We start from the raw sequence: 12,517 nt of genomic DNA, 5'->3' as shown, positions 1-12,517 counted from the left end.
TCAGCTGTGTTATTGCTGTTGGTCTGCCGTCATTCTCAGATGCGGCAGACCTGATCCGTTTTACACATCTTAAACCGGCACTAACGCGACCGGATTGTGAACGAAGGGTGCCGCGTGGTCTTCGCCACCGCATGTCATGACGTTCAGATCAACGCGCCAGTCGATTGCGCACCTATTCCGCAGCCGGGCGCATCTGCGCTATGCGGTTGAACCAGCCTACGATGTCGTCCAAATCCGCAGGCAGCTCTTCGGCCGCACCTTCGGCGAAGGTGTTGAACTTTTCGGCGTTCAGCCCGTTCACGCCGACCAGCACCGGAATATCCAGCGCCAGTGCTTCGCCGATTACGGGGCGAAAACCGCGCCCATCGGATTCATGTTTGCCGAATTTGTTGATAATCAGCAGGTCCGGTGCGTTCGCAAGCGAGGCGGTCACATACCCCACCGCCTGTTCCAGCGCTGCCGGGTCCAGACGGCAGCCGCGCGACTGGGTGCCCAGTGATTGTGAGATTCGGATGGTTTCACCATCCGGCAACACGCGGACATCCATGTCGCACTTGCTGCTGTCGGTACATTCCGTGTTCGTTTGCACGACACCGGCCAGTTTCGCGCCAGACGCCAGCAGACGTTCAGCAACAGCGCTGAGCAGGCGATCCGTCGCGCCGCGGTCGGTGGTGGTGACATAGGCCAGATGCATCTTGGACCTCTTGTAAATCGATTGTGACGTTTCAAATAGCACGCAAGGTGCTGCCCGACCACTCCCCCAGTCAAGGCAGCGGCGACAGACCGATCACAGGTGCGTGCAGGTGAAAAAGAACCGCGTAAGCGGCCAGTGCGGTTAGCCAGATCCAAGGGCGTGGCCATGGACGCGGTAAGCGCAGTGAGAACCGCGCCGTATTTCGCGACAACCGGACCCATTCAAAACCCATCTCACGCGATTTACGCCTGTCGATCAGGGCCATGCCCATAACAGAAAATCCGGCAAACAGGCCGAACAGGATCACATGTGACAGGCTTCCATTGGCCAGAAGATGCGCCAAGGACCACAATAGCAGCGCGGCTAGGATCGGGTGGCGGGTGGAGCGCAGAATACCGGGGTGTTCGGGGTCAAAAGGCCTTTTGCCCATCCCACCGAAAGAAAACGGGTTCTGGATCGCAAGCCCGGCCACAGCCAGCCAGCACACCACGGGCATGATCAGTATTGGCACCCAGCGCAAGACTGCGAACGGCGGGATGACCTCGACATAGGGGGCGTTTGCAGCGGCGACAATCAGCCAGGCCAGCACGGCCAGCGACAGAAGTGAATAGGCCGCGAAATACCCCCGGCGCCCGAGCGTGCCGATCAGCCATCCCCGCACGGTGGGCCGTACAGGAATTGCATGGCTGAGTAGGAAAGCGATGAGTGCTGCAAGAAATAGTCCCCAACCGGTCATGATATTCTCCAAACGTGTTGGGGTCGGTCTAGAGTGAGAGGGCAGCGACTTCCTTGCCCGAAATCAAGTTGGGCCGCAGGGGCGGATACGCCGCCCCTGCCTGTATTACAGCCCAAGCGCCGCGCGGCGTTCTTCGGCAAAGCCCTGCACGATGCGGTCAGCAATCAGTGCCAGAATCGCCATCGCGGCCCCGGCCGAAATACCAAGCCCCACATCCGCCTGACCCAGCGCCAGATAGATCGACTGGCCCAGACCGGTGGTCCCGATCAGCGCCGCGATGACCAGCATGGCAAAGGCATAAAGGATGGTCTGGTTCAGCCCCAGCAGGATGGTCGGGGCCGCATAAGGCGCCCGCACATCGCGCATGATCTGCCACTCGGTCGCACCGCTTGAAATTGCGGCCTCCATCATCTCATCCGGTGTATTGACCAGCCCGTGCCGCGTGTAGCGGATCATCGGGACAATCGCATAGGCACAGATGGCCAGAAAGGCCGAGAACTCGCCAATCTGGAACACCATCAGCACCGGGATCAGGAACACGAAAAGGGGGATCGTCTGCAACATGTCACAGATCGGTCGAACCACGTTCCACACAGGCTGCCATACCGCGCTGGCAAGGCCGATCAGCCCACCCGCCAAAGCGCAGGTAAACACCGCTGCACCGCTGAGATAAAGCGACAGCAGCGCCCTTTCCCACAGGCCCGAAACGAGGATGGTGCAGAGCAGCCCCACGCAGAGCGCGGCCAGACGCCAGCCCCCGGCGACCCAGCCCAGCGCGGCAGCGCCAGTCAGGACAAAGGGCCACGGCAGGTTCGCGATACCGGTTTCCAGCATTCCAATCAGAATCAGAACGACCAGCCCGCCAGTCAGCCGTCCGCGCCACGCCATGAAAAGCGCAATCCCGGCACCGGCCGCGAACAGGCCAAAGCTCATGCTCGACGTCCACTGGAAACCCCATGTGAAGGGCAGCACCGCCTGATCCAGCCCGATCCGCAGCGGCAGCAGAATATAGAACAGCGAGTTGTTCTTCAGGGCGTCCAGCCACTGGCCGTTGGCCTGCGTGAATGCGGTCAGGCCGCTGTCCACGGCTTCGGCCATCGGGTCCAGCAGGGTCAGCTCCGCAGGGTTTGGCAACCACGCCCAGAAGGCCGCCGTGAAGACAACAGCAAAGCCCAGCATCGCCCAGACAACACGGCTGTCATAGCGTTTACGCTCGGTCGCCAAAGTGCCGCTCATCCGGTCGATCACCACGGCAAAGACCACGATAACCAGACCCGCCATCAGCGACTCGCCGAACTGCGCCTTGCGCATGGTCAGCAGAACCTCCCAGCCGATATCGTTGAACCCGCCGATGACGGCGGCGATGATAACCATCGACAGAGCAGCCATCAGGCATTGGTTCACACCGACCATAATCTGAGTGGTGGCGGCAGGGATTTCGACCTGGAACAGTTGCTGGAACCGAGTGCCGCCGGACATGATGGCCGCCTCTTTGATCTCGGGCTCTACCCGTTCCAATCCCAGCATCACATTGCGCGCCATTGGAGGTGCTGCATAGATGGCCGAAGCGATCAGACCGACAACAGGGCCAAAGCCAAAAAGCAGCAGCAGCGGTGTCAGATAAGCGAAGGTTGGCACCGTCTGCATTATGTCCAGCACAGCCTGCACAAAGGATTTCACCTTTGGCACTTCGTTGGCGAGGATGCCGATGCCGCCCCCAATGACCAGCGCCACAGGGACAGACACGGCGACAAGCGCCAGCGTATTCATGCTTTCGGCCCAATAGCCCGAGGCCAAAACAAAGCTGAGGCCCAGAAAGCCAAGTGCGGCCATGGACAAGCCGCCCAGATACCAGCCCAACGCAGTCACAATCCCGATCAGGATAGGCCATGGCGTTTTGCCCAGCACGAAATTCGCCCAGTTCATTGGGTGGGTCATCAGGTCCGAAAACAGCCGCATTGCCGGTTTGATCAGGTTCAGAAACCAGTCCAGAAACGCGCCAACCCATTGGGTTGCAGGCAGTTCCCACGCGGCGGGCCATTTGACCAGCCACGGGGCGAAACCCTCGAGCGCAAGGCAAACTGCACCGACGATAACCGTTATCAGGGCGGCCTTCGCACCTGCCGTCAACTGCGCACTGCGCCGTGTCGGGAGGTCGGTTGTGGCGGTCATGTCTCGTCCACCTGAAGAGCTGCGGCCAGATCGGACGGATGCACCGTGCCGACGACATTGCCTGCCTCATCCCGTACGGGCACGGGTTCATACAGCTCCATGCAATGCGCAAGGGCTGCGTCCAGCGTCATCGAGGTGGTGAGGCCGGGATCATCCGGGCCACATTCCGCCTCGCTCCGCATGACCGAGGCGACCTTGGCGTGCTGACCTTTGGCGACATCCTTCGAGAATTCGCGCACGTAATCATCCACCGGGCGCAACACGATATCTGTGGGCGTTCCGATCTGAACAATCTTGCCGTCGCGCATGATTGCAATGCGGTCGGCCAGCTTCAGCGCCTCTTGAATGTCATGGGTGATGAAGACGATGGATTTCTTCAGCGTCGCCTGAATGCGCAGGAATTCATCCTGCAACTGGCGGCGGATCAATGGGTCGAGGGCCGAGAACGGTTCATCCAGAAACCAGATATCGGGATTTACGGCGAGGCTGCGGGCAATACCCACACGTTGGCGTTGGCCACCTGAAAGCTGGCGCGGAAAGCTGTCTTCGCGCCCTTCCAGACCGACCAGTGAGATCACCTCCTGTGCGCGCGCCAGCCGTTCCTTCTTGCCCACACCCTGCACCCGCAGCGGATAGGCCACGTTTTCGGAAACGGTCATATGCGGGAACAGGCCGAAATGCTGGAACACCATGCCCAGTTTTTTGCGGCGCAACTCGGTCAGGGCCTTCTTCGAGGCTCCGATGACATTTTCGCCGTCCACCCGAATCTCACCGCCCGTGCCGGGTAGCAGCTGCGAAATGCAGCGGATCAGCGTGGATTTGCCCGAGCCCGACAGGCCCATGATGACGAAAAGCTCGCCCTCCTGAACTTCGAAATTGGCATCCTGAACGGCGGGGATCAGCCCCTGTTCCCGAAGGGCGGCGGCAGCCTTGTCTGCGTCATTCCCTGACCGAGACAGCGCGTCGGTCAGGGCTTTGTCAGCGCCGGGGCCAAACACCTGCCAGAGATTCCGGCAGGCGATGGCTGGCATAGTCGTGTCCGTCACTTACGCGGGCTCACTGGGTTGCCGCGTCTACAACCGGACGCCATTTGCCTTCGTTTTCAGCCATCCATGCGGCGACAACTTCTTCGACCTTTCCGCCGTCAACGTCGATCGCGCCCATCATCGGCTGCTGGTCTTCAACAGCCAGCTGATAGTTGGTCAGGATTTCAAAGGCTGCCGGCCATTTCTCTTCCATACCGCTCCAGCCGGCTTTGAAGATGCGCGAGGGAGAGAAGTCGCAGTCATTGACAGCGTTCGGGTTCGGGCCCCAGGCCGGATCACTGAAGCACGCCTCTTCACCGGCGGGCAGTTCAACGAACTGAACGTCATAGGCCGACATCGCCCAATGCGGCTGCCAGAAGGTGATCAGCAGTGGCGATTTGCGTTCGGTCGAAGCGCGCAATTCCGCGATCAGCGCCCCTTCGGACCCTGCTGGTACGGCTTTGAACGGCAATTCCAGACCGGTCATGCGATCCGCGCCCGGAGTACCCCAATCGGCCGGGTAATCGACCAGACGACCACCGGGCAGAGTTTCCGCCGTCGCAAAGACCTGTGCACAATCTTTCAGCGCTTCCCATGCGGGCAGGCCCGGGCACAGATCGGCCACATGCGCCGGGTATGCGATGCCTTCCTTGGCATCCAGACCCAGATCACCGATTTCGACCACAGTGCCTTCACCGATTTTCTTGGCGTATTCATCGGAAACGTTGGAAGACCAGATTTCCAGTGTCGCGTCGATGTCGCCATCGGCCAGCGCCTGGAACTGGTTCATCATGCCAGCGGTCACATATTCGACGTTGTACCCGGCTGCCTTGAGCATCTCACCCGCCACATGCGTGGTGACGTGCTGGCCGGTCCATTCGTTGATCGCCAGTTTGATCGGTTCATCCACGGCGCCCATATCCGCCGCCTGCGCCGCGCCTGCAACGCTCAGAGCCATTAGGCTTACACTTAGTTTTTTCATGGACTTAACTCCCTGTGATATTTGTTTTGCCCATCCCGGCAAGGATTTTCCCGCCGGTCTTTCTGTCTGATGACAATGCCATGCCGCAGCATGCACAAATTTGGCTGGAAAAGAACAGTGATCCGTTTCCAAATTGAGGAAAAGATCTTTGTGCCAGATTGTTTCCCCCCTCCCGGCTCCCTTTACGCATCCAACCCGGCTAGCCCTTGTTTCATTTCGCTAAGACGGGACATTGACTGACGAGTCAATCAGAAAACATTTTGCCACCTTTTGTCGAGAACTTCTTTCAAAAATCCGCATTTTTCTGCGAATTCGATTATTCCGGGCACTGCCTCAAATCTGGAATCGGTCATATTTTTCATTGCCAAACAAGAACAAAAGACAAACATTCATTGTCGGGCAACATCAAGGTTAGACAGATGCGAACGTTTGACGAAATCTTTGAAATCGCAGCCGCGCGCCACGGCGGGCCAGAAGCGCTGGACGCAAAACTGAGCAAACCGAAATCCCCTGAGGAACTGGCAGCGATACCCGAGGACCGCTGGCTGTCGATCATCACGAAATGCATCTTTCAGGCCGGTTTCAACTGGAAAGTCATCGAAAACAAATGGGACGGGTTCGAAACAGCCTTTGACAGGTTCGACGTGGGGCGATGCGCGTTCATGGATGATGAGAAGTTTGACACCCTGTTGCAGGATACGCGCATCGTCAGGAATGGAACCAAGATCGCGGCTGTACGGGATAACGCTGCGTTCCTGCTTGAGCTGCGCGAGGAAGGCGGCGTGGGTAAAGTGCTGGGCGGCTGGCCATCTGATGACTACGTCAATCTTCTGGCCATGTTGGCCAAACGCGGGGCCCGACTGGGCGGCGCTTCGGCACAGTACGCGATGCGGTTTGCCGGGCGGGACAGCTTCATTCTGTCCCAGGATGTCACCGCCCGCCTGATTGCCGAAGGTGTGATCGACAAGCCTGCCACCTCGAAGAAAGCGATGGAGGCGGTTCAGAACGCCTTTAATACATGGATGGGTCAGTCCGGGCGATCACTTACGGAAATCAGCCGGGTTCTGGCCATGAGTCTGTGAAAACGGTTTGCGGAATACCCGCAGCGGAATAAGATTCAACTTATGGTTCTGCGTATATTCTTTGCTTCTCTTTTGTTGCTGGCCGCCTGCGGTCGTCAGTTGACCGAACAGGAGCGCGGTTTTGCGGAAACCATTCAGGGGGGAACCCTGAATCTGGATCACATCCGTCTGGTCGAAGGTGCCCCGGTGGCAAACGTGACGTATTTCCGCGAAAAACGCCCGCGACTGGCCTGCCGCGAGCGCATTCTGCCCCCGGTGGACCCCGGGCCGGTGACGGGCAAACCTGCCGCCGTGGCCCTGTTCAACAAAGTCTACTTTGCCCGCGACTGGTATCTGGAGGACTATATGTCCGACTTTCCGGATCAGATGAACCTGCTGGCCGCGATGCTTTTGGCCCATGAGCTGACGCATGTCTGGCAATGGCAGAATCGCCGGACCACGGGTTACCACCCCCTGCGCGCTGCGGCGGAACATGGGGGCCGAAGGGATCCGTATCTGTTCGATCTCGAAACTTCTCCGGATTTTCTGACCTACGGGTTCGAACAGCAGGGCGCGATCGTCGAGGAATACGTGTGCTGTCGCGCGCTGGCCCCTCAGGCCAAGCGCACTAAAAGACTTCATGACATGCTGGGTGCCCATTTTGATCTGTCGCCCCTGCCGGAACAGGGGCGCGAGCGCCCGGTCCTGATCCCGTGGAGCGAAGCCAGGATCGAGGGGATTTGCAGTTAGTTCCGGGCGCGCTGCAGGGTTTCCAGATATGCCACCAGATCAACGATCGGCTGGCTGGTCAGGATCGGCTGACCTTCCGGTGTTTTCATGGATGTGTCCTGCCCGTCGAAATAAGGGCCATAGACCGGCATCGGGCTGCCATGGCTGACCAGCGGGTCCCTGCCGTCGATGCGGGCGACAACGCGGGCGGTCGGGAACACCCCGCTTTCGCTGGACAATGCGGTCAGATCGGACGGCTGAACAACCAGCACACTGGCCATCGGCCCCTGCCCGGTTGCGTCAATCCCGTGACAGGTCGCGCAGTAATGCAAATAGAGTTCCTCTCCGGTCACGGCATCCTGCGCCCAAGCAGCCTGTGCGGCAGCAGCCGAAACCCCGAGAACCAGCATACCGATCGTTGCCTTGAACATCGTATCCTCCTGTCACAATTGACATTTGCAGGGTTGCCCGACAGGCATATGGGCGCAATGATCCAGATCAACGAAACAGGTGCAGAGGGTTCGGGCAATGACACAATACGCAGCCATCATGCTGGCCGCCGGATTTGGAATTCCGATACTGGCCGCTCTTAACGCGGCCCTTGGCAAGGTCATCGGATCACCGACAACGGCAGCTGTGGTGCTGTTTGCAATTGCCCTGGCCGCCTCGGTGCTGACCATGCTGTTGTTTCCCGGTTTTGCAGCCTTGTCCAAGGTTGCGCAGGCCCCGAAACACCTGTTGTTCGCTGGCATCCTGATTGCATTCTATGTGTTGTCGATCACCCATGTCGCCCCGCATTTCGGTGTGGGAAACGCCGTGTTCTTTGTCCTGTTGGGGCAATTGATCAGTGCCGCGGCAATCGATCACTTCGGCCTGTTCGGCGCACAGGTTGCACCCCTCACCCTGATGCGGGCAGGTGGTATCGCGGTCATGGCCATCGGTGTTGCAATCACTCAACTGGCCTGAGCACGCCGCCCTCAAGCCGGACCATTCGGTCCATGCGCGCCGCCAGTTCGAGGTTGTGGGTCGCGATCAACGCCGACAAACCGTCGTCCCGCACCAGTGTCATCAGCGCATCGAACACCTGATCCGAAGTTTCAGGGTCCAGATTGCCTGTCGGCTCGTCGGCCAGCAAAACACGTGGCGCGTTGGCAAGCGCCCGGCAAAAAGCCACGCGTTGTTGTTCACCGCCCGAAAGCGCCGCAGGGCGGTGGCTGGCGCGCGGGGCGACGCCCACACGGTCCAGCAAGTCCAATGCCCGTGCCTGAGCAGCTTTTTCGGACGCGCCATTGGCCAGTTGCGGCAATGTGATGTTTTCCAGCGCCGTAAACTCGGGCAGCAGGTGATGGAACTGATATACGAACCCGATATCCTGCCGACGCAAAGCCGTTCTGGTTCGGTCGCCCTTGCCGTTCACATTCTGCCCCCCGATTTCGACGGTTCCGTCGTCAGGCCGATCCAGCAGACCGGCAATGTGCAAAAGCGTTGATTTGCCCGCCCCTGACGGCGCAACCATGGCCACGGCCTCACCCGCGCGCAGCTCGAGATCGACCCCGCGCAGAACCTGCACCTCGCCCGGTGTGCCTTTGAGATAGGTCTTGGTCAGACCGTTCAGTCGCAAGGTGACATCATTCATAGCGCAGCGCCTCGACCGGGTTCAGCCGCGCCGCGCGGCGGGCGGGGAAATAGGTGACGATGAAAGACAGACCCAGCGACAGGCCCGTCGCCTTGAGCACATCGCTCAGATGCAGTTCGGCCGGCAGGGCGTAGATGCCACGGATCGACGGATCCCACACGCCGCCGCCCATCACGTAGTTCACGAATGAGAAGATCGGATCAATATAGATTGCAAAGAGGCATCCCAGGATGACCCCCATTGCAGTGCCGATCAGGCCAGTGAACGCACCGCAGATGAAAAAGACGCGCAGAACCGATCCTTCGCTCAGGCCGATTGTGCGCAGGATTCCGATATCGCGCCCTTTGTTCTTGACCAGCATGATCAGGCCCGAAACGATGTTCATCGCAGCAATCAGAACGAGGATCGACAGGATGATGAACATCACATTATCCTCAACCTCGAGCGCGCGCAGGAAACCGCCGGATGCGTCCTGCCATGTCCATATCTGACTGCGCTCGCCCGACGCCTCAAGAATGGGAATCAGGATCGGGCCAAGATCTTCGGGCTTGTCCACCATCACTTCTATCTCATCCGCCACACCTTCACGGTTGAAAAAGCCCTGCGCCTGCGAAAACGGCATGTAGACGCGGGTGCGGTCGATGTCATAGCGACCGGCCGAAAACACATAGACGACGCGATAGGCATTCACGCGCGGCGACGTGCCAAAGGCGGTTTTGACCCCGTTGGGCGAGGTCAGTTTGACCACATCCCCGACAGTGGCCCCGATGCTGCGGGCCACACCCGATCCAATGGCGATGACATCCTCACCCGTCTGGAAGTCCGACAGGTCCCCCGCCGCCTGTTCCGCCTGCGCGATACCCGGCAGGTCGAGCAGATCGTCGGGTCGGATGCCAAACACCTCGACCCCGCTGCTGCTGTCGCGATTGGTGATCAGCACCTGCCCCTTCACCAGCGGTGCGGCACGCTCAACTCCGGGCACCTGCGCAATACGGTCGGTGCGTTCGTTGTAGTCGGCAATTGTTCGATCCACCCGGCCCTGCGCGTCAAATTCGCCCGAGGAATAGACCGTCACATGCGCATTGGCGCCCAGGATGGTGCCGACGAATTCAGAGCGAAAACCTGAACGGACAGCCAGCGTTGCAATCAGCGCAAACACGGCAAGCGTGATCCCGATCAGTGATATCCATGTCATCACGCTGACACCGCCTTCGGCCCTGCGCGCGCGCAGATATCGCCAGGCGATTTTCCATTCAAAAGGGGCAAAGGGCGGGGGTGTCTTGGCCATGCCTGCTCCGGGTTTTCTTGTTTGCGGCGACCCTTTCGGCATTTCGCCCAATGGTCAAGCCGGTTGTCACTCTGAACTCGTTCCTCAGCCTGAAAGAGCCGAATCGTTTCAGGACATGACCAAAATACACGTGCAAAACAGGTGTCTTCTAATTCGGGCGCTACACCATGAGTTGTGAAGCGCATCACAGACAGAAGGTGATTGTTTCAGGTATGACGTTAATCATCGCACATCGTGAGCCACTGAATCGTAAAGGCAACAATAAGTGCGAAATTTTATTACTCTTTTTGATTATTTTCAGAAACTTTGCCACCCTAACCATGGGGGAACACATTTAAAGAGCGGGGGTCGCTCAATGAATTTACGAATTTCAACCAATGGCGCGGGTGCAATTTCGACCCGTCAGGCTTCAACAGAATTGGATTGTGAAACCGCAGCCTTGCTGCGCGCGGCTATCCGACCGATCTTTGTCACTGCGGCGAGCTGGGGCAATTTGGCAGACATCCTGAAAGACAAAGGATATCGTCTGGTGTTCCGGCAGGGCCGTTTGTGTATCACGGATCGGGCAACCGATGCGCGGATTTGCGGATTGCGCTTTCTGGATATCGAGTTTCGCGAACTGATCAGCCGCCTTGGCCGCCCGATTGTTGTGGCCACTGGTGACGGAGCCAACGGAGACGTCCTGGCCGAGCGCCCGACGTCGGATCAAAACTGAGAACCGACCGACTGACGCGGTCGGCCTTCAGGTAGCTTGGGAAGGGCCGCCAGATCTGAGCCTCCGGCACCCCTTCCGGATCACGGGGCGTGTTTCAACGCCCGCTTAATGCAGCAACTGATGGTCGCTCAGGCGATCTGCTGGTAAATCTCAGCAACTTTGGTGACGGCCGCTTCGGGGCTTAGTTCCTCGCTTTCGCCAGTGCGGCGGCAGGTCAGTTCAACTACACCATTCTTCAGACCACGCGGGCCAACCGTGATGCGCCAGGGCAGACCGATCAGGTCCATCGTGGCGAATTTGCCGCCTGCGCGTTCGTTGCGGTCGTCATAGAGCGGCTCCAGACCCAAAGCTGTCAGCGCCGTGTAGATCTTGTCACAGGCTGCATCGGCTTCTTCATCGCCCTGCTTGAGGTTGACGATACCGCAATGGAACGGGGTCACGCCCTCGGGCCAGATGATGCCCTTGTCGTCATGGCTGGCCTCGATGATTGCTCCTACAAGGCGGCTGACACCGATACCATGGCTACCCATGTGAACCGGAACCGGTTTGCCATCCGGACCTTGGACAGTCGCGCCCAAGGGATCGGAGTATTTGGTGCCAAAGTAGAAGATTTGGCCCACCTCGATGCCGCGCGCCACGCGGCGGCGTTCTTCGGGGATCTGATTGAACAGCGCCTCGTCATGGGTTTCATCAGTACGCGCGTATTTCGAAGTGAACTCTTCCAGAATGGCCTGACACTGTTCGCGGTTGTCATAATCGATGTCACGGTCGCCAAAGGTCAGATCAGTGACAGCACTGTCATAGAAAACCTCGGATTCGCCGGTATCGGCCAGAACCAGGAACTCATGCGTGTCATCGCCACCGATGGGGCCTGAATCGGCGCGCATCGGAATTGCCTGAAGTCCCATCCGTTCATAAGTGCGCAGATAGCTGACCAGATGGCGGTTATAGGCGTGCAGCGCATCTTCCTTGGTCAGGTCGAAATTGTATCCGTCCTTCATGTAGAATTCGCGGCCCCGCATCACGCCGAAACGCGGGCGGATTTCATCGCGAAACTTCCACTGGATCTGGTAGAGCGTCAGCGGCAGGTCCTTGTAGCTGCTGACGTGGCCGCGGAAGATATCTGTCACCAGTTCTTCGGCCGTCGGTGTGAACAGCATGTCCCGGTCATGCCGGTCCTTCATCCGCAGCATCTCTTGACCGTAATCGTCATAGCGCCCGGATTCACGCCACAGATCCGCCGACTGGATGATGGGCATCTGGATCGCGATGTGACCGGCCCGCGCCTGTTCCTCGTGGACGATGTTTTCCAGCTTGCGCAGCACTTTGAAGCCCAGCGGCAACCAGGAATAAATCCCGGCAGAGGCCTGCTTGATCATCCCTGCACGCAGCATCAACCGGTGGCTGACAATCTGAGCCTCGGACGGGGTTTCCTTGAGAACGGGCAGAAAGTAACGGCTCAGGCGCATGGACGGACCT

General features: G+C 59.0%; 13 protein-coding genes. 4 read left to right on the top strand and 9 right to left on the bottom strand.

Going from position 1 to position 12,517, the window contains the following annotated elements:
* Positions 1-172: 172 nt before the first annotated feature.
* The 5 genes from ACR0LL_RS00670 to ACR0LL_RS00650 all read right to left on the bottom strand — a co-directional run bounded on the left by ACR0LL_RS00670 (position 173) and on the right by ACR0LL_RS00650 (position 5,609).
* Complete coding sequence (locus tag ACR0LL_RS00670; RefSeq protein WP_480582967.1) at positions 173-694, bottom strand: DUF2478 domain-containing protein; 522 nt, start codon at positions 692-694, stop codon at positions 173-175.
* Between the two features lie 70 nt (positions 695-764).
* Entirely contained in the window at positions 765-1,430 is a 666-nt protein-coding gene (locus tag ACR0LL_RS00665; protein ID WP_480582964.1) for an NnrU family protein, read from the bottom strand.
* A 105-nt stretch (positions 1,431-1,535) separates the two neighbouring features.
* Complete coding sequence (locus ACR0LL_RS00660) at positions 1,536-3,602, bottom strand: ABC transporter permease (RefSeq protein WP_480582961.1); 2,067 nt, start codon at positions 3,600-3,602, stop codon at positions 1,536-1,538.
* Complete coding sequence (locus tag ACR0LL_RS00655; protein WP_480475875.1) at positions 3,599-4,648, bottom strand: quaternary amine ABC transporter ATP-binding protein; 1,050 nt, start codon at positions 4,646-4,648, stop codon at positions 3,599-3,601. Before ACR0LL_RS00655 ends, ACR0LL_RS00660 begins: the two co-directional genes overlap by 4 nt.
* 10 nt (positions 4,649-4,658) lie before the next feature.
* On the bottom strand, positions 4,659-5,609 hold the full coding sequence (locus ACR0LL_RS00650; protein WP_209504562.1) for an ABC transporter substrate-binding protein: 951 nt from the start codon (positions 5,607-5,609) through the stop codon (positions 4,659-4,661).
* Positions 5,610-6,028: 419 nt separating this feature from the next.
* On the opposite strand from ACR0LL_RS00650, the gene ACR0LL_RS00645 reads away from it, so the two are divergent.
* A complete protein-coding gene (locus ACR0LL_RS00645) occupies positions 6,029-6,691 on the top strand; it encodes a DNA-3-methyladenine glycosylase I (protein ID WP_480582958.1) in 663 nt (220 codons plus the stop codon).
* A gap of 42 nt (positions 6,692-6,733) precedes the next feature.
* On the top strand, positions 6,734-7,420 hold the full coding sequence (locus tag ACR0LL_RS00640; protein ID WP_480582955.1) for a hypothetical protein: 687 nt from the start codon (positions 6,734-6,736) through the stop codon (positions 7,418-7,420).
* Here ACR0LL_RS00640 and ACR0LL_RS00635 read toward each other — a convergent pair.
* Complete coding sequence (locus tag ACR0LL_RS00635; protein ID WP_480582952.1) at positions 7,417-7,830, bottom strand: c-type cytochrome; 414 nt, start codon at positions 7,828-7,830, stop codon at positions 7,417-7,419. The genes ACR0LL_RS00640 and ACR0LL_RS00635 overlap by 4 nt on opposite strands.
* A gap of 97 nt (positions 7,831-7,927) precedes the next feature.
* Here ACR0LL_RS00635 and ACR0LL_RS00630 point away from each other — a divergent pair, with 97 nt between their 5' ends.
* Positions 7,928-8,365, top strand: a complete 438-nt coding sequence (locus ACR0LL_RS00630; RefSeq protein ID WP_267366019.1) for a DMT family transporter — start codon at positions 7,928-7,930, stop codon at positions 8,363-8,365.
* Here the strand turns inward: ACR0LL_RS00630 and ACR0LL_RS00625 are convergent.
* Both ACR0LL_RS00625 and ACR0LL_RS00620 read right to left on the bottom strand, forming a co-directional pair.
* Positions 8,349-9,035, bottom strand: a complete 687-nt coding sequence (locus tag ACR0LL_RS00625) for an ABC transporter ATP-binding protein (protein WP_480582947.1) — start codon at positions 9,033-9,035, stop codon at positions 8,349-8,351. The two genes, ACR0LL_RS00630 and ACR0LL_RS00625, sit on opposite strands and share 17 nt — an antisense overlap.
* Entirely contained in the window at positions 9,028-10,323 is a 1,296-nt protein-coding gene (locus ACR0LL_RS00620; protein ID WP_267366021.1) for a lipoprotein-releasing ABC transporter permease subunit, read from the bottom strand. The genes ACR0LL_RS00625 and ACR0LL_RS00620 overlap by 8 nt, the downstream gene beginning before the upstream one ends.
* 355 nt (positions 10,324-10,678) lie before the next feature.
* Between ACR0LL_RS00620 and ACR0LL_RS00615 the strand changes: the two genes are divergently transcribed.
* Positions 10,679-11,038 carry a hypothetical protein gene (locus ACR0LL_RS00615; RefSeq protein WP_267366022.1) on the top strand — a complete coding sequence of 120 codons (360 nt, stop codon included), beginning with the start codon at positions 10,679-10,681 and terminating at the stop codon, positions 11,036-11,038.
* A gap of 128 nt (positions 11,039-11,166) precedes the next feature.
* Here the strand turns inward: ACR0LL_RS00615 and proS are convergent, their stop codons facing one another.
* A complete protein-coding gene (gene proS, locus ACR0LL_RS00610) occupies positions 11,167-12,507 on the bottom strand; it encodes a proline--tRNA ligase (protein WP_480481934.1) in 1,341 nt (446 codons plus the stop codon).
* Between the last annotated feature and the right edge of the window lie 10 nt (positions 12,508-12,517).

It is taken from the genome of Ruegeria sp. AI2, assembly GCF_056541275.1.
This window is presented reverse-complemented; position numbering and strand designations above follow the sequence as displayed.

Bases quoted from the DNA above. Each gene is read 5' to 3' on its own strand.
- ACR0LL_RS00665 (WP_480582964.1), bottom strand. From the start codon at position 1,430: ATGACCGGTTGGGGACTATTTCTTGCAGCACTCATCGCTTTCCTACTC.
- ACR0LL_RS00640 (WP_480582955.1), top strand. From the start codon at position 6,734: ATGGTTCTGCGTATATTCTTTGCTTCTCTTTTGTTGCTGGCCGCCTGC.
- ACR0LL_RS00630 (WP_267366019.1), top strand. From the start codon at position 7,928: ATGACACAATACGCAGCCATCATGCTGGCCGCCGGATTTGGAATTCCG.
- ACR0LL_RS00615 (WP_267366022.1), top strand. From the start codon at position 10,679: ATGAATTTACGAATTTCAACCAATGGCGCGGGTGCAATTTCGACCCGT.
- ACR0LL_RS00660 (WP_480582961.1), bottom strand. From the start codon at position 3,602: ATGACCGCCACAACCGACCTCCCGACACGGCGCAGTGCGCAGTTGACG.
- proS (WP_480481934.1), bottom strand. From the start codon at position 12,507: ATGCGCCTGAGCCGTTACTTTCTGCCCGTTCTCAAGGAAACCCCGTCC.
- ACR0LL_RS00620 (WP_267366021.1), bottom strand. From the start codon at position 10,323: ATGGCCAAGACACCCCCGCCCTTTGCCCCTTTTGAATGGAAAATCGCC.
- ACR0LL_RS00625 (WP_480582947.1), bottom strand. From the start codon at position 9,035: ATGAATGATGTCACCTTGCGACTGAACGGTCTGACCAAGACCTATCTC.
- ACR0LL_RS00650 (WP_209504562.1), bottom strand. From the start codon at position 5,609: ATGAAAAAACTAAGTGTAAGCCTAATGGCTCTGAGCGTTGCAGGCGCG.
- ACR0LL_RS00645 (WP_480582958.1), top strand. From the start codon at position 6,029: ATGCGAACGTTTGACGAAATCTTTGAAATCGCAGCCGCGCGCCACGGC.
- ACR0LL_RS00635 (WP_480582952.1), bottom strand. From the start codon at position 7,830: ATGTTCAAGGCAACGATCGGTATGCTGGTTCTCGGGGTTTCGGCTGCT.
- ACR0LL_RS00670 (WP_480582967.1), bottom strand. From the start codon at position 694: ATGCATCTGGCCTATGTCACCACCACCGACCGCGGCGCGACGGATCGC.